Source organism: Citrobacter sp. S39 (assembly GCF_009495675.1).
GTDB classification, from domain to species: domain Bacteria; phylum Pseudomonadota; class Gammaproteobacteria; order Enterobacterales; family Enterobacteriaceae; genus Citrobacter; species Citrobacter freundii.
Genome location: NZ_CP045555.1, coordinates 530,869 through 546,379, shown reverse-complemented (window position 1 = coordinate 546,379; position 15,511 = coordinate 530,869). Strand labels below are relative to the sequence as shown.

General features: G+C 54.1%; 15 protein-coding genes. 3 read left to right on the top strand and 12 right to left on the bottom strand.

All coding sequences use genetic code 11. The annotated features are described in order from the left end of the window. Positions 1–40: 40 nt before the first annotated feature. From phnK to GFB57_RS02475, 11 genes are all read right to left on the bottom strand, one after another. On the bottom strand, positions 41–799 hold the full coding sequence (gene phnK / locus GFB57_RS02525) for a phosphonate C-P lyase system protein PhnK (protein ID WP_003031816.1): 759 nt from the start codon (positions 797–799) through the stop codon (positions 41–43). After that, on the bottom strand, positions 796–1,587 hold the full coding sequence (gene phnJ / locus GFB57_RS02520) for an alpha-D-ribose 1-methylphosphonate 5-phosphate C-P-lyase PhnJ (RefSeq protein WP_230472398.1): 792 nt from the start codon (positions 1,585–1,587) through the stop codon (positions 796–798). Before phnJ ends, phnK begins: the two co-directional genes overlap by 4 nt. Before the next feature lie 46 nt (positions 1,588–1,633). After that, positions 1,634–2,701, bottom strand: coding sequence for a carbon-phosphorus lyase complex subunit PhnI (locus tag GFB57_RS02515; protein ID WP_003031821.1), 1,068 nt, complete (start codon positions 2,699–2,701; stop codon positions 1,634–1,636). After that, positions 2,701–3,285, bottom strand: a complete 585-nt coding sequence (gene phnH / locus GFB57_RS02510; protein ID WP_003031824.1) for a phosphonate C-P lyase system protein PhnH — start codon at positions 3,283–3,285, stop codon at positions 2,701–2,703. Before phnH ends, GFB57_RS02515 begins: the two co-directional genes overlap by 1 nt. Beyond that, positions 3,282–3,734 (bottom strand): phosphonate C-P lyase system protein PhnG, encoded by a 453-nt coding sequence (gene phnG, locus GFB57_RS02505; protein WP_003031825.1) that lies wholly within the window; start codon positions 3,732–3,734, stop codon positions 3,282–3,284. Before phnG ends, phnH begins: the two co-directional genes overlap by 4 nt. Continuing rightward, the gene (gene phnF, locus GFB57_RS02500; RefSeq protein ID WP_003031826.1) at positions 3,735–4,460 is read right to left on the bottom strand and encodes a phosphonate metabolism transcriptional regulator PhnF; all 726 of its coding nucleotides are present in this window, start codon (positions 4,458–4,460) and stop codon (positions 3,735–3,737) included. A 20-nt stretch (positions 4,461–4,480) separates the two neighbouring features. Next, positions 4,481–5,260 carry a phosphonate ABC transporter, permease protein PhnE gene (phnE, locus tag GFB57_RS02495; protein WP_003031827.1) on the bottom strand — a complete coding sequence of 260 codons (780 nt, stop codon included), beginning with the start codon at positions 5,258–5,260 and terminating at the stop codon, positions 4,481–4,483. A 104-nt stretch (positions 5,261–5,364) separates the two neighbouring features. Further along, a complete protein-coding gene (phnD, locus tag GFB57_RS02490; protein ID WP_003031828.1) occupies positions 5,365–6,381 on the bottom strand; it encodes a phosphonate ABC transporter substrate-binding protein in 1,017 nt (338 codons plus the stop codon). Between the two features lie 155 nt (positions 6,382–6,536). Further along, on the bottom strand, positions 6,537–7,325 hold the full coding sequence (phnC, locus tag GFB57_RS02485) for a phosphonate ABC transporter ATP-binding protein (RefSeq protein ID WP_003031830.1): 789 nt from the start codon (positions 7,323–7,325) through the stop codon (positions 6,537–6,539). Between the two features lie 132 nt (positions 7,326–7,457). Continuing rightward, entirely contained in the window at positions 7,458–7,907 is a 450-nt protein-coding gene (gene yjdN / locus GFB57_RS02480) for a VOC family metalloprotein YjdN (protein ID WP_003031832.1), read from the bottom strand. Between the two features lie 139 nt (positions 7,908–8,046). Further along, positions 8,047–8,382, bottom strand: coding sequence for a zinc ribbon domain-containing protein YjdM (locus tag GFB57_RS02475; protein ID WP_003031835.1), 336 nt, complete (start codon positions 8,380–8,382; stop codon positions 8,047–8,049). Between the two features lie 539 nt (positions 8,383–8,921). Here GFB57_RS02475 and crfC point away from each other — a divergent pair. Together crfC and GFB57_RS02465 are read left to right on the top strand one after the other, a co-directional pair. Further along, positions 8,922–11,279, top strand: coding sequence for a clamp-binding protein CrfC (crfC, locus tag GFB57_RS02470; RefSeq protein ID WP_003031837.1), 2,358 nt, complete (start codon positions 8,922–8,924; stop codon positions 11,277–11,279). After that, positions 11,276–12,169, top strand: a complete 894-nt coding sequence (locus GFB57_RS02465) for a diguanylate cyclase regulator RdcB family protein (protein ID WP_008321467.1) — start codon at positions 11,276–11,278, stop codon at positions 12,167–12,169. The genes crfC and GFB57_RS02465 overlap by 4 nt, the downstream gene beginning before the upstream one ends. A gap of 30 nt (positions 12,170–12,199) precedes the next feature. Here GFB57_RS02465 and kdgT read toward each other — a convergent pair whose 3' ends face one another. Further along, on the bottom strand, positions 12,200–13,198 hold the full coding sequence (kdgT, locus tag GFB57_RS02460; protein ID WP_003031841.1) for a 2-keto-3-deoxygluconate transporter: 999 nt from the start codon (positions 13,196–13,198) through the stop codon (positions 12,200–12,202). Positions 13,199–13,897: 699 nt separating this feature from the next. On the opposite strand from kdgT, the gene proP reads away from it, so the two are divergent. Beyond that, positions 13,898–15,400, top strand: coding sequence for a glycine betaine/L-proline transporter ProP (proP, locus tag GFB57_RS02455; protein ID WP_003031844.1), 1,503 nt, complete (start codon positions 13,898–13,900; stop codon positions 15,398–15,400). Positions 15,401–15,511: the final 111 nt, after the last annotated feature.

Sequence of the window (15,511 nt, the reverse complement as noted above, 5' to 3'; positions counted from 1 at the left end):
ACAAACAGCGCCCCGTAAGCTGCCATCCGGCATCCGATGTTTAATTTTGCAAAACGGACGACACCAGCAACTGGGTGTACGGATGGTGCGGGTCGTCGAGCACGCGGTCGGTTAACCCACTTTCCACCACCTGACCCTGCTTCATCACCAGCAAACGGTCTGCCAGCAGACGCGCCACACCCAAATCGTGGGTGACAATGACCACTGCAAGATCCAGTTCCACCACCAGGCCGCGCAGCAGGTCCAGCAGTTTGGCCTGTACCGAAACGTCCAGCCCGCCGGTGGGTTCGTCCATAAACACCAGTTTGGGATGGGTGACGAGGTTGCGGGCGATCTGCAGGCGCTGCTGCATACCGCCGGAAAAGGTGGTTGGCAGGTCGTCGATACGCGAGGCAGGGATCTCCACCTCCTCCAGCCAGCGCTGCGCGGTGGAGCGGATGTCGCCGTAGTGACGCGCGCCAGTGGCCATCAGGCGTTCGCCGATATTGCCTCCGGCGGAGACCTGACGGCGCAGGCCATCCAGCGGATGCTGATGCACCACGCCCCATTCGGTGCGCAGCAGACGGCGACGGTCGGCCTCGTTCATGCCGTACAGCGAACGGTTCTGATACAAAATCTCACCGCTCTGCGGCGTCAGCCGTGAAGAGATCGATTTCAGCAGCGTGGTTTTGCCAGAACCGGACTCGCCGACGATACCCAGCACTTCGCCTGGCCACAGGTCAAAAGAGACATCGCTGAAGCCCTTGCCCGGCGCGTAGAGATGGGTCAGGTTGTTGACTGAAAGCAGCGGTTGCGTCATTTGCTGAGGGCCTCGCTCTGTTGGCGGCAGTAATCGGTGTCGGAGCAGACAAACATGCGTTTGCCGCTGTCATCGAGCACCACTTCATCGAGATAGCTGTGGGTTGAGCCGCAGATGGCACAAGGTTCATCCCAGCTCTGCACGGTAAACGGGTGATCGTCGAAATCGAGACTTTCCACGCGGGTGTAAGGTGGAACGGCATAGATGCGTTTTTCGCGGCCTGCGCCAAACAGTTGCAGGGCCGGCATCATGTCCATCTTCGGATTGTCGAATTTCGGGATGGGCGACGGGTCCATGACGTAGCGGCCGTTGACCTTCACCGGATAGGCGTAAGTGGTGGCGATATGACCGAAGCGGGCGATATCTTCATACAGTTTCACCTGCATGATGCCGTACTCTTCCAGCGCGTGCATCGTGCGAGTTTCCGTTTCACGCGGTTCGATAAAGCGTAGCGGCTCGGGGATCGGTACCTGGAAGATGATTATTTGATCTTCCACCAGCGGCGTCTCCGGGATGCGGTGGCGGGTCTGGATCAGCGTCGCATCTTCCGTACGCTCAGTGGTATTCACTCCGGTCACACGCTTGAAGAAATTACGAATCGATACGGCGTTAGTGGTGTCGTCCGCGCCCTGGTCAATCACTTTCAGCACGTCCGGCTCGCCAATCACGCTGGCGGTAAGTTGAATGCCGCCGGTTCCCCATCCGTATGGCATCGGCATTTCACGTCCGCCAAACGGTACCTGGTAACCGGGGATCGCTACCGCTTTCAGAATTGCGCGGCGGATCATGCGTTTGGTCTGCTCATCAAGATAGGCAAAGTTGTAGCCGGAGAGGTTAGTGGTCACAGGTGGCCTCCTGTTGCAGGCGTTTGAGCAGTTCCAGTTCGGCCTGGAAATCGACGTAATGGGGAAGTTTGAGGTGCGAAACAAAACCCGCCGCCTCGACGTTATCCGCATGCGCCAGCACGAACTCTTCGTCCTGCGCCGGTCCTGTGACCGTTTCATCGTATTCGGCTGCCTGTAGGGCGCGGTCCACCAGCGCCATCGCCATCGCTTTACGTTCGCTCATACCGAACACCAGCCCGTAGCCGCGGGTAAAATGGGGGGATTCATTTTCTGGCGCGACAAATCCGTTGACCATTTCACATTCCGTCATCAGCAGTTCGCCGACGTTCACCGCAAATCCCAGCTCTTCCGGTACGGTTTCCAGTGCCACATAGCCGCTACGGATTTCGGCGGCAAACGGGTGGTTGCGCCCGTAGCCGCGCTGGGTGGAGTAGGCCAGCGCCAGCAAATATCCCTCGTCACCACGCATCAGCTGTTGCAGACGTGAAGCGCGTGAGCAGGGGTAAACCGGCGGCGTGCGGGTGATGTCGTCGGGTGTTGCGCCATCATCCTCTTCACGTTTAGCCAGGCCCTGGTTCGCCAGCAGGGAAAAGACGTGCGGGGAGGCATCTTGTTCGCTCTCAGCGGTGCGCAGCGGCGGCGCTTCACCGTTCGCCAGCAGGGTAAAATCCAGCAGACGATGGGTGTAGTCGTAGGTTGGACCCAACAGCTGCCCGCCGGGAATATCCTTGTAGACCGCGGAGATTCTGCGCTCAAGACGCATTTCTGCGCTGTTAACCGGTTCGCTGACAGCGACCTTTGCCAGCGTAGTGCGGTAGGCGCGGAGCAAAAAGATGGCCTCGACGTTATCGCCGCTGGCCTGTTTGAGCGCCAGCGCAGCCAGTTCGCGGTCGGCGATGCCGCCTTCGGTCATCACCCGATCAACGGCCAGGTTCATCTGCTGTTCGATTTGCGCCACGCTCAGTTCAGCAATGGTCTCATCGCCCCGGCGTCGGTTTTCCTGCAGGGCGTGGGCGTTGGCTATCGCCTTTTCGCCCCCTTTGACGGCGACGTACATCAGCACACCTCCACATGGGTGGTTCGCGGAATAGCCAGCAGGCGTTCGCCACAGGTGAGGATCAGATCGACCCCCAGTGGGAACGGATGCGGGCGTTCGGTGAGTTCGTGAATCAGGCATTCCGGCAGCTGTGGCGCGATCATGCGCTCTTCGGCGATGCCCGCGCCGGTCAGACGCAGCATGCGTCCGCCGCTTAAGCCAGAGACCTGCACAATCAACGTGGCGCTGGTTTCTGGCGCGACGGCGGAACCGGCGGAGAGGGCGTTAAGCTGTTCGCTGCTGATACGTTCGTCGGCGACGGCAAAGGCCGCCAGCTGTGGCTGATCCACCAGCGGCGCGTTGGTGTGAAAACGCAGGTTCTGCCGGGCGATATCGTTATCCATCGACGGTGCCAGCCAGACCGGCGTGTCGCCATCGACCAGGGTCAGCAGCACGCTGGTGGTTGCCAGACCCAGCGGCTGCCAGCCGTGTTTCAGCTGATGCAGGGCGACGATTACGCCCGGTTCGCTCATGGCTTTCAGCAGGCGACGAAAGCTCTGCTGAGCATCCTGAACGGGTAAATTAAATGCGGTCTGTAAGGTCATGCGTTATCTCCGCGTACCAGCGTGAAGAAGTCGACCCGGCTGGCGTTGACTTCGGCACAGCGTGCGTTAATCAACGCATCGCGTTCCGCTTCCAGCGGGGCAATTAAGGTTTCCATTAGGTTCTGGAAATGCGTTTGTTCCTGCAGTAGCGCGTCAATTACCGCGCACTGCTCGGCATGTTGCTTATTGCGTCCCAGCAGGTAGCTGTAACCCAGCGTGCCGCTCTTCAGGCGTACCACTGCGCGGGTAAGCGTGGTGTCACCGGCAAAGAAGCGGTTACCGGTACCGCCCATACGGGCCTGGATCTGCATCAGTCCGCTTTCCGGTGCGCGGATAAGTTCATAGTCCGGCGTCAGTTTGAGCGCGTTGATACGGGCGTTCAGGGCATCGGCATTGCTGTAAGCCAGCGCGCGCATCCAGCGCTGGCGGGTGGCGGTATCGAAATGCATTCAGTGCTCCATAGTGAATTCGATCATGTCGGCGCGGGTCAGGCTGACGGAGTATTCCGCCGCGTGTTCTTCGCCTTCACGGTGGTTCAGGGTGCGCACGCACAGCAGCGGCGCCATATTGGGGATTTCCAGCACCTTGCTCTCTTTGGCCTGCGCGCGGCGAGCGCTGATGCGCGTTTGCGTGCGCAGCAGCGTCAGACCTGATTGTTGGCGCAGATAGTCGTGCAGTGAGCCGCTGTTAAAGCCTTGCAGCAGCGGCCACAGCGTGAGGTCGGAAAAATAGTGGTCGATCTGGCACAGTGCGATCCCGTTAACCCGACGCAGGGTGCGCAGGTGAATCACGTTATCGCCCTCGTTTATGCTGAGCGCATCGGCAATGTGGCTGGAGGCCGGACGCAGCACCGCCAGCAGTTTTTCGCTGGTGGGGTGGCTGCCCTGGTCCAGCAGGTTCTGACTAAAGCGTGCCTGGGCATTAAGCGGGTAATCGAACGGGCGCATCAGCACCAGCACGCCGACTCCTTGGCGACGCTGAACCCAACCGCGTTCAACCAACTGGTCAATGGCGCGGCGCAGGGTGTGGCGGTTTACCTCGAAGCGCGCGGCAAGCTGATGCTCGGCGGGCAGATAGTCACCGCAGCGATAATGTTGACGTAGCTCCTGCTCAAGTCTCGCGGCAATTTCCTGATAACGCGTTGGATAACTGGTCGGATGTGTAGACAAGTGCATAGCAATCAATGCCTCGCTAATCAGATAAAGTGCTTACGCAAACGCTGGGAAAGGAAATCCAGCAGGCTGACGGTGACGATGATTAACACCATCAGGGCGCAGGTTTGCTGGAACTGGAAGCCGCGAATCGCTTCCCATAAGGTCACGCCAATACCACCTGCGCCCACCATGCCGACTACCGTGGCTGAGCGAACATTGGATTCAAAGCGATACAGCGAGTAGGAGATAAGCAGCGGCATGACCTGTGGCAGAACGCCGTACAGAATCTCTTCAATTTTGTTGGCTCCGGTGGCGCGAATACCTTCTACCGGACCCGGCTCAATGGCTTCTACCGCTTCGGAAAGCAGCTTGGAGAGTACCCCGGTAGTGTGGATAAACAGTGCCATCACCCCGGCGAATGGCCCTAACCCGACGGCGACCACGAATAGCATCGCGAAGACCATTTCATTGATGGCGCGGCAGGCGTCCATCAGGCGACGCATCGGCTGGTAAATCCACCACGGCACCAGGTTATCGGCGCACATCAGGCCGAAGGGAATCGACAGTACAACGGCGAGGGCGGTCCCCCAGACGGCAATTTGCAGGGTGACGGCCATTTCACCGAGATAGTTCTGCCACTGGCTGAAATCCGGCGGGAAGAAGTCGGCGGCGAAGGTCGCCATATTGCCGGAATCTTCGATCAGCGTGAGCGGAGCCATTTCGGCACCTTTCCACGAGACCACCAGTACGGCGAGCAGAATGGCCCAGCTCAGTAGTGAGAACCAGCTACGTTTGGGCGGGGCGACGGTGATGGTTTGCATGTTTAGCTCCGTGCATAGGTTATTGCCGGATGGCGGCGCAGGGGCCTTATCCGGCCTACAAAACATCGTAGACCCGGTAAGCGAAGCGCCACCGGGCACCAGGGTTACTGCACCGCTTTGGTGACGCTGGTCATAGCGCCCAGTGCGGCGGTCAGACGGTCAAGGTCATCGAGCTGCGCTTTCAACGCCGAGGTTTTGCTGGTTTTCTCTTCCTCGTTCAGCCCTTTGTTGTCCTTCACACCCTGCATCTCTTTAAACAGTGCCAGCTGGCGAATCGGCACCAGTTGCAGATCGCTGGAGGCGCGGAACGGTGCCCATCCAAGGCGTTCCAGTACGGTTTTCTGTTCCGGCGTTTTGCCGTAATTCATAAAGAAGTCGTACACCTTGTCCTTGGTGGTTTCGGAGAGGTTTTTACGCCAGACGATCGGATCGCCCGGGATCAGCGGTGACTTCCAGATCACCTTCAGCTCTTTCAGCTTTTCCGGCGCGGAAGTTTTCAGCTTGTCGAGGTTTTCGGTGTTGTTGGTGGCGACATCGACTTGCTTGTTGGCGACTGCCAGGGCGTTGGTTTCGTGTCCGGCGTTAACGGTGCGTTTGAAATCGCTCGCGGAGATGTTGTTTTTGGCAAAGACGTAGTAGCCGGGAACAAGAAAGCCTGACGTTGAGTTGGGATCGCCGTTGCCGAAGGTCAGATCCTTACGTTTGGCGATCAGATCGTTCAGGTTATTGATCGGACTGTCTTTGTTAACGATCAACACGCTCCAGTAACCCGGGGATCCGTCGGCGGCGACGGTCTGGGCAAACACTTGCCCGTTAGCGCGATCCACCGCTTCCATTGCCGAGAGGTTGCCGTACCAGGCGATATCCACTTTGTTAAAGCGCATGCCCTGGATGATCCCGGCGTAGTCCGGGGCGAAGAAGGCGTTCACTTTCACGCCCAGTGATTTTTCCATGTCCTTCAGGAACGGTTCCCACTGCGGCTTCAGGTTTTGCTGTGACTCGGTCGAAATAATGCCAAAGTTCAGCGCTTTTTCTTGCTCTTCGGCATGCGCCGGGCTTAACAAGGTACTGACGCTAAACATGCTGGTGAAGGCCAGCGCGGCAACTGTCTTATAGCTCATGTCGTTTCCTTAATTAGTCATTGTTCCAGGCTATTTCACTTGCCAGCCTGAATCCGGGCAGTGCTCAAAATCCTCACGTACTGCGTGTACGCTCCGGTTTTTCCGCGCTGGCCGTCTCCAGCCTGGCTGCGCCAATAACGCCTGGTTTTTTAGAACTATGCAGCCTGCGCGTTCTGTTCGACGCGGTTCATGCTGCGGTAAAGATGGTCAAAACGATCGTTATCAAAATGCTGGCTGCTGCCATCAAAGAAGACGTTGCCCTGGCGCAGCGCGACGATGCGTTCGCAGTAGCGCAGGGCGTAATCCACCTGATGCAGCGTGACGACCACGGTGATGCCGTCGGTCTGGTTGATGTCGCGTAGGGTGTCCATCACGATGCGTGCGGATTCCGGGTCCAGTGAGGCAATCGGCTCATCGGCAAGGATCACTTTGGCCTGCTGCATCAGCGCGCGGGCGATTGCGACGCGCTGCTGTTGTCCGCCCGAAAGCGTGGAAACACGCTGGTATGCAAAGTGCGCCATGCCAACGCGGGTTAACGCTTGTAATGCACGCTGTTTCTGCTCAGCGGTAAACCAGTTAAAACAGGTGCGCCAGAACGGCGTGCTGCCGAGCGCGCCAATCAGGACGTTCTCCAGCACTGTCAGGCGGTTCACCAGATTGAACTGCTGGAAGATGTAGCCGGTGTGGGCGCGGCTTTTGCGGATATCGCGCGCCAGGCGGCCTTCATGTTGAACGGTGCGGCCCAGCAGCTCGACGCGGCTACCGGGTGATTTATCACCGACGATCAAACCGCTTAAATGACGTAAAAGGGTGGATTTGCCGGAGCCGGACGGCCCAAGCAGAGCCACCATCTCACCGGAACAGATATTCAGATCAACCGCATTGAGCGCCTGATGTTGATTGAAGGACTTGGAGAGTTTTTCGACGCGAATAATCGTTTGCATGCTGCGGCCTCCCTAAAAAAGTGGCCCCATCGTGGCGGATCAATGTGACGTTTTCGTTAAGGGATAGTTACTCGATGATGAAGAGTTGAGCGCTATTTGATGACAGTACGGGAGGGCTGGCCTCCCGTTGGATTACTCTGTAGGGGGTTGCTGTTGTTTGACGACGTTGATCATCCACGGCACGCCATACTGGTCGCTCACTTTACCGAAACCGTGGGCCCAGAAGGTTTCCTGCCAGTCCATTTCGATTTTTCCGTTTGCTGCCAGGTTATCGAACCAGCGTTTGCCTTCATCGACGTTTTGCGTGTCGAGCACCAGCGTAAAGCCAGAGTAGTGAGCATTTCCGTCCGGGGCGCTATCGCTCATCATGATGTCGCTGCCCGCAACGCGCAGGTTGGCGTGGGCGATGGCGGTGTCGGGGAATTTCATGCCTGAAGGGCAACCATCTTCACTATCCTGCGCCGATTTGGGCATTTCACCGAAGTTGATTTTGTAGAGCAGTTCAGCGCCTAACGTTTTTTGATAGTAGGCGATAGCGTCAGCGCAGTTGCCTGCAAAGGAGATATAGGGACTTAACGGCATAATCTTTACCTCAGGTAAAAGAAACCAGTTAAGTGTAGTTATCGTCTGCATAAATAAACCAGGCGGGAAGTATGAGCTTCCCGCCTGGCAGATGAGCTGGTGTAGACCTGATGAGCGTAGTGCCATCAGGCAATTTGCATCAGTTCTTTTTCACAAACTCAGATTTCAGCTTCATTGGGCCAAAGCCATCGATTTTGCAATCGATGTTGTGGTCACCTTCAACCAGGCGAATGTTTTTCACTTTGGTACCGATCTTCAGCATGGAAGAGCTACCTTTTACCTTCAGGTCTTTCACGACGGTAACGCTGTCGCCGTCGGCCAGCAGGTTGCCGTTGGCATCTTTAACGATCAGTTCGTCGCTGTCCTGTGCCGGTTCAGCATCGTTCCATTCGTGCGCGCATTCCGGGCAGATGAACATGCCGTTATCTTCGTAAGTGTATTCGGAGTTGCATTGTGGGCAGTGTGGTAATGACATGTGGATTTCCTCAAAAGTCAGCAGGGGCAAATGCGCCCAAAAAATGGCAGATTGCCGAAAAAGGCCGCAATTATACATAAAATCCCTGCTTTTGTCGGGACTACTGCGTGATTATGCAAATGATCTGCTGTAAAGACCCTTTGCTTTTACCTCAATGAAAGTATGGGGTAATATTTTTTAAGGGAAATTGCTACGTCAGGTTATTTAAGATAAGGTGAGGCGAAATATCTGATATTCATAGGTAACATCGCCTGCGGATGTCTAAGTCATTGTGATTGAATATCTCAATCCCCCTTAATTTTAGTAGGGGGATTAAGCTGGCATTTTTTAAAACTGAACTACGCTGTTTATCTTTCTTACTTATTACATAAGTGAGAGGTTTCAGGCCAGCGGTTGTACGCCAAACTTATTTTAATAATATCAATTGGTTGTTTTGATTTTAATTATTTCCACACGTAATTATAAAAGCCAAAAAATCTATAAATAAAACGATTGGGCTAAATAAAAGCAATGCTATTTGCGTTAAGGAAAGATTTTCCATGCACACACAGACAATATATGAATTAAGTCAGGAAGCGGAACGCTTGCTGATGCTCTCGCTTGAACATCTCAGGCAATTGCAAAAATTGCCCATGACGTCGTTGGATGATGTCGCGCTAAAACAAGGAGAGCATAGCAGTCAGGTTGTTCAGCCCCTGCATTTCAGCGCGCGTGGCATGGATGTCCAGCAAGCAACGCTCAATAATGAGTTGCGCAAGATTACGCGTCTGGAAATGGTGCTGGCGATTGTTGGCACGATGAAAGCGGGAAAATCGACTACGATTAACGCAATTGTAGGGACAGAAGTTTTACCTAATCGTAATCGCCCCATGACGGCGTTACCAACGCTAATTCGTCATACGCCGGGGCAGAAAGAGCCGGTCCTGCATTTTTCACATGTCGCGCCGATTGATGCCTTAATGAAGGTTTTACAGCAGCGTGTGCGCGAGTGCGATCGCCTGCGTCTTACGCAGACCCTGGAAATTGACAAGGATATGAATGTCCTGCTGCAGCATATTGAAAACGGCGTGGCATTTGAACGGTATTATCTTGGCGCACAGCCTATTTTCCATTGCCTTAAAAGCCTGAACGACCTGGTGCGCCTGTCAAAAGCATTGGATGTTGATTTTCCTTTTGCTGCCTATGCCGCGATTGAGCATATTCCGGTTATTGAGGTTGAGTTTGTCCATTTGGCCGGACAAGCAAGCTACCCAGGGCAATTAACGTTGCTGGATACGCCGGGGCCGAACGAGGCGGGACAACCGCACTTACAAAAAATGCTTAATGAACAGCTGGTACGGGCCTCTGCGGTGCTGGCGGTGTTGGATTACACCCAATTGAAATCGATTTCTGATGAGGAAGTGCGTCAGGCGATTATGGCGGTTGGCAAGTCAGTACCGCTGTATGCGCTGGTGAACAAGTTCGATCAGAAAGACCGCAACAGTGACGATGAAGAGCAGGTGCGGGCGTTGATTTCTGGCACGTTGATGCAAGGTGGTATTGCCCCTGAGAGAATCTATCCGGTTTCCTCAATGTGGGGCTATCTGGCAAACAGGGCGCGTCATGAGCTGACGGCCCGTGGGCGACTGCCGGATCATCAGGTGCAACGTTGGGTGCAGGATTTTGCCGAAGCGGCGCTTGGCAGACGCTGGCGTACCACCGATCTTGAAGATACGGAGCATATCCGTCATGCCGCCGACCTGTTGTGGGAAGACTCGCTGTTTGAACAGCCTATCCAGAAAGTGATTCACGCCGCTTACGCCAATGCATCGCTGTATGCGCTACGCTCAGCGTCACATAAGTTATTGAACTATGCGCAAAGCGTGCATGAATATCTGGAGTTTCGTGCCCACGGGTTAACGGTCGCCTATGACAAACTGCGGCTGAACATCACGCATATTGAAGAGGATATGCAGCAGTTAGAAGTGAGCCAGGGGCGGGTAAGCGATGAAGTCAGCCATGAAGTAGAACTGGCGCTGGAAGCTGCTGCAGCCTATCTCAGAGAGCAACAAACCGAGATTCTTTGCGGTATCAACACCTTCTTTATCAAAGAAAACGTCCTGATGATGTCACAACATAGCCTGGGAGCTGGCGTCTCCTCGGCAGAAATGTCCGGAGAAATGCTGGTGCTGCACGATGAAGGCCAGGCGAAAATTGTGTTAGATAAAATTCGCTCGTCCTGTGAGGGGGTATTGCTGGCGGCGCAGGAAAGCATCAGCCGTGACTTAGCCCTGCGTTTTGAACAGCTTGAGTCGACGCTCTCCCGGGCGCTAAATGACGCGATGCGGCCAATTGAGCAAAGGGTGAAAGAGGAGCTAAACCACGCCGGTTTTCGTGCGCGGATCCGTTTTCCAGCGTTCCATACAGCGATGTTTAATTTCAATACCCGCCAATTGTTTAACGAAGCCATTGAACAGGATATCCCGGTGGAAAATCCACCGTCTACTGGTGGTGCGGTGCGTGACACTTTCTCTCGTTGGCTAAATCAACCCAACTGGGGATGGAATGATTACGTCGAAACAAAAACGCGTTATCTCATTGATATGGGCGCTTTGCATAAGAACCTTGTGCAGTATGTCTCCCAGTTTTGCCAACAAATTCGTAAAGCTTTAGTTGCTCAGGTCGATATTTCCGTTACGGCAGGCATGGCCACGTTTTTTGCAGATTTTTCACTGTGTCTGGCGCAATTGCAGGCGAGTCTGAGTGAGAGTCTGACGCTACGCCAACAAAATGAATCCGCGGTGAATGCAATGAATGAGCAATTGCAGCAGCGCATTACGATTGCGGCATGGCTTTATGAAGATTCCCGTTTGCTGCGTGACGATATCAATACCCTTTTTGCAACCGAGCACACATGACTAACGTTTTACTGGAAGGCCCCGGGAGGACGCTGGAGTGTGTCTACCCGAAGTTTATGGTCGATCTGGTTCAGGGAGATGAAACCAAACGTTCCGGCGGTTTTCTGCAACAGCAGCAGCGGCTGCGCGCGCGTCTGACGCAGGAGGTGTTATCCCAGACACAACTGCGGGCGTGGGTGATGGCGGGAGTGTCCAGCGAGCATCTGGTGATGCGTCTTAAGCTGGTAGAAAAGTTGGCGGGCATGATCGACCCAGGCCATCTGGCGCTGGTGCGTATTGCCGAAGGGCTGAAGTTTTTACAACAAACCGAACACCCGCGTGGGCTTTCAACCCCCGGTCTTTTACAACAAATAAATTCACTGACTGACTGGTTTACCCAACGCGCTGCGTATAAAGAGAAGGCGCTGACCCAGCGTGGCCTGACGGTTCAGGCGGGCGAACACAGCGAACAAATTTTTACCCGCTGGCGGGCTGGCGCATATGACGGTTGGTCGTTACCTGGACGCTGTTTTGTTGCGCTGGAGGAGTTGCGCTGGGGAGCCTTCGGTGACGCCTGCCGGTTAGCGAATGCCGATGTGGTGTTAATGCTAAAAGACAACCTGCGAACCATGGCCGCTCAGGCGTTGGCGGACAGCGTGAATGCGGCGCCTGCTACGCGTCATTACTATCATCATTGGCTCAGCACGCCAGTTGTCGGCGGATCGGGCGAGTATAACGATATGCTGAGCTGGTTAGGCGACTGGTGCGATGCGCAGCGTCATCCGGTGAGCTGGTCGGTGACGCAGCGTTGGCAAAATGTGGCGTTAGGAATGCCGCGATTGTGTTCGGCGAAACGACTGGCTGATGCGATGGTTGAGGAGATTTTTGCACCGTCCCCACTCATCAATTGAGCAGGGACGGTCAGTGTGGCTAAGACAGAGTTAGTGGTGCAGAGAGTCTGCCGGGGTGGACACCGTTTCGTTGGCGACCAGGTTTTTATTAAAACGTTTGGCGTACAGCGCGGTGATAATCGGCACCAGAATGGCGGTGACAATTACGCTGGCGGCAACCAGCGCCGTAGCGGATGCGGCAACCGGTTCGAACGCCGGGTTAATCTGGGCGATAATCACCGGGTTTGCTACCGCAGCGCCTGCTGCTGAAGAGGCTGCTACGCCTGCCGTACCGTTCCCGCCACCAATAACACGGTCTGCAATAATCAGAGGGATACCGGTGATGACGATAACCGCGACACCCAGCAGGATACCCAGCAGACCGGTATCAACGATTACGCTCAGGTTAATGGTGTTACCCAACGCGAAGCCGAAGAACGGGATCAGCACCGGAGTGGCTTTGCTGAAGAAAGAACGCAGGTCATGATCCAGGTTGCCTAATGTAAAGCCAATCAGGAACGGTAATACCGCGCCGATGAAATGGTGTGGCTCGAAGGAGGCCAGACCCGCGGAGCCGAGGATCACCATGGTCATTAACGGGCCGGATTCCAGAGACATCAACACAAATGCGCCGGACTCTTCTTTGGTGCCGTACTGGTTCATCAGGCTGGCGTACAAACCACCGTTGGTCATGTCCATTGCGGAGACAATTGCCAAAACTGAGAGGCCTGCAAAGAACCCGGTTTGAATACCGGTATCAGGAATGAATGAAGCCGCAATCATTGCCACTACCCACGCCACGGCTATTTTGGTTATTACCAGCGTACCGGACTTGCGTAATACCGTGCCGGTTGCCCGTAAATCAATAGATGCGCCGATACAAAAAAACCACACTGCCAGAATCGGTACCGTTCCGCTGATCATTCCTTTGGTAAACGAACCGAAATACGCACCGGTATCCGGAGCTAACGTATTTAACACTGCGCCTAATAACAGAGGAATCAACATCATTCCGCCGGGGATGCGTTCAATCGTGGCTTTAATTTTCATAAACGTCCTCATGTCTTGTCGCCGCTAATACTAGCGCAAGAGAGTAAAAATTAATAAATTCAACTGGTTACTGGTTTTTCTTAACAAAGAAACTCGCTATCTCTTTGTTTTATAAAATCTAACGCGGCATACGTTGAGCGTGTTGCTGCTCCCAGGGATATTGCGTCTGGAATTAGTTTGCATTCATGGGAACATTGATTCAATCAAAATAAAACGATGTTTTAGTTATCTTCATCACATATTCCGAGCAAAAGTTCCCGGTCACTCTGATTATTAAAAAAGCTGTGATCTTTTTGTGAAGGGATTAGGTGTTTTTTTTGCTAGCAGAATAATAATGACCGCTGTGATTGTTGGTGCAATAAAGCGATTTATTCTTGTATTTAATTGTCAGTAAATCGCAAGCGTTACATGTAAAAAAGATGACTAAGAATGACCTAATTTACGCATGTTGACGAAATGAAAAACTATATGTGAAGTTGATCACAAATTTAAACGCTGTTAGGGTAAAGAGGTCATTAACCGCCCAATCAGGCGTCAACAGGTTCGGTTGTACTGTGCGTTTCTCGTCAGTGTAAGTAAACCTGCTACGCTTGTTACAGGGAATGCGCCTGTGCGTTCCCCGCTCGGTGATGACCTTGACGCATGGGCGTTGGGGGATTCGAACTGGAGCGTGACAGGGCTAAGTCTATGAGGACGAGTATGCTAAAAAGGAAAAAAATAAAACCTATAACGCTGCGCGACGTTACCATCATTGATGACGGTAAATTGCGAAAAGCCATTACCGCAGCGTCGTTAGGTAATGCGATGGAATGGTTCGATTTTGGTGTTTATGGATTTGTTGCTTACGCATTAGGTAAAGTGTTCTTCCCGGGGGCTGACCCCAGCGTGCAGATGGTTGCTGCACTCGCCACCTTCTCTGTTCCCTTTCTGATTCGACCGCTTGGCGGATTGTTCTTCGGTATGCTCGGCGATAAATACGGTCGTCAGAAGATACTGGCTATCACCATTGTGATTATGTCGATAAGTACCTTCTGTATCGGTCTTATTCCCTCGTATGCCTCGATTGGTATCTGGGCGCCGATTCTGCTGCTGCTGTGTAAGATGGCACAGGGATTCTCGGTCGGCGGAGAGTACACCGGGGCGTCGATTTTTGTCGCGGAATATTCGCCGGACCGTAAGCGTGGATTTATGGGCAGTTGGCTGGACTTCGGATCGATTGCCGGGTTTGTGCTGGGTGCGGGCGTGGTGGTTCTGATTTCAACCGTCGTCGGCGAGGAAAATTTCCTTGACTGGGGCTGGCGTATTCCGTTCTTCCTGGCGCTACCGTTAGGGCTGATTGGTCTGTACCTGCGTCATGCGCTGGAAGAGACGCCGGCGTTCCAGCAGCACGTGGATAAACTGGAGCAGGGCGATCGTCAGGGTCTACAGGAAGGTCCGAAGGTTTCGTTTAAAGAGATTGCGACTAAGCACTGGCGCAGCTTGTTGGCATGTGTTGGTCTGGTGATTGCTACCAACGTCACCTACTACATGCTGCTCACCTATATGCCGAGCTACCTGTCGCATAACCTGCATTACTCCGAAGACCACGGTGTGTTGATTATTATCGCCATCATGATTGGTATGCTGTTTGTGCAGCCGATTATGGGGTTGCTCAGCGACCGCTTCGGGCGTCGTCCGTTTGTGATCATGGGCAGTATTGCGCTGTTTGTGCTGGCGATTCCGGCATTTATCCTGATTAACAGTAATGTTATCGGTCTGATTTTCGCCGGGTTGCTGATGTTGGCGGTGATCCTCAACTGCTTTACCGGGGTGATGGCGTCCACGTTACCGGCGATGTTCCCGACGCATATTCGCTACAGTGCACTGGCCGCCGCGTTTAATATCTCGGTATTGATTGCTGGTCTGACTCCGACATTGGCCGCATGGCTGGTGGAAAGCTCGCAGAATCTGATGATGCCTGCTTATTATCTGATGGTGATTGCGGTGATTGGTTTAATTACCGGCGTGACTATGAAAGAGACCGCCAATCAGCCGCTGAAAGGGGCCACGCCTGCAGCTTCGGATATTCAGGAAGCGAAAGAGATCCTCGGCGAACACTACGATAACATTGAACAGAAAATCGAAGATATCGATCAGGAAATTGCTGAGCTACAGGTTAAGCGCACGCGTCTGGTGCAGCAGCATCCGCGTATTGATGAGTAATCGTGTCATTGCCTGATGGCGCGCAGCTTTTAGGCCTACGGGTAGCATTGTACTTTGTAGGCTGGATAAGGCGTCAGCCGCCATCCGGCGCGTGGCCTTAAGGTTGGCTTA

What these genes read in the sequence shown, in the direction of transcription:
- GFB57_RS02475 (WP_003031835.1), bottom strand. Translation starts at nt 8,382, where the DNA reads ATGTCATTACCACACTGCCCACAATGCAACTCCGAATACACTTACGAA.
- yjdN (WP_003031832.1), bottom strand. Translation starts at nt 7,907, where the DNA reads ATGCCGTTAAGTCCCTATATCTCCTTTGCAGGCAACTGCGCTGACGCT.
- phnE (WP_003031827.1), bottom strand. Translation starts at nt 5,260, where the DNA reads ATGCAAACCATCACCGTCGCCCCGCCCAAACGTAGCTGGTTCTCACTA.
- phnF (WP_003031826.1), bottom strand. Translation starts at nt 4,460, where the DNA reads ATGCACTTGTCTACACATCCGACCAGTTATCCAACGCGTTATCAGGAA.
- phnC (WP_003031830.1), bottom strand. Translation starts at nt 7,325, where the DNA reads ATGCAAACGATTATTCGCGTCGAAAAACTCTCCAAGTCCTTCAATCAA.
- phnH (WP_003031824.1), bottom strand. Translation starts at nt 3,285, where the DNA reads ATGACCTTACAGACCGCATTTAATTTACCCGTTCAGGATGCTCAGCAG.
- phnG (WP_003031825.1), bottom strand. Translation starts at nt 3,734, where the DNA reads ATGCATTTCGATACCGCCACCCGCCAGCGCTGGATGCGCGCGCTGGCT.
- proP (WP_003031844.1), top strand. Translation starts at nt 13,898, where the DNA reads ATGCTAAAAAGGAAAAAAATAAAACCTATAACGCTGCGCGACGTTACC.
- phnD (WP_003031828.1), bottom strand. Translation starts at nt 6,381, where the DNA reads ATGAGCTATAAGACAGTTGCCGCGCTGGCCTTCACCAGCATGTTTAGC.
- GFB57_RS02515 (WP_003031821.1), bottom strand. Translation starts at nt 2,701, where the DNA reads ATGTACGTCGCCGTCAAAGGGGGCGAAAAGGCGATAGCCAACGCCCAC.
- phnJ (WP_230472398.1), bottom strand. Translation starts at nt 1,587, where the DNA reads ATGATCCGCCGCGCAATTCTGAAAGCGGTAGCGATCCCCGGTTACCAG.
- crfC (WP_003031837.1), top strand. Translation starts at nt 8,922, where the DNA reads ATGCACACACAGACAATATATGAATTAAGTCAGGAAGCGGAACGCTTG.
- phnK (WP_003031816.1), bottom strand. Translation starts at nt 799, where the DNA reads ATGACGCAACCGCTGCTTTCAGTCAACAACCTGACCCATCTCTACGCG.
- kdgT (WP_003031841.1), bottom strand. Translation starts at nt 13,198, where the DNA reads ATGAAAATTAAAGCCACGATTGAACGCATCCCCGGCGGAATGATGTTG.
- GFB57_RS02465 (WP_008321467.1), top strand. Translation starts at nt 11,276, where the DNA reads ATGACTAACGTTTTACTGGAAGGCCCCGGGAGGACGCTGGAGTGTGTC.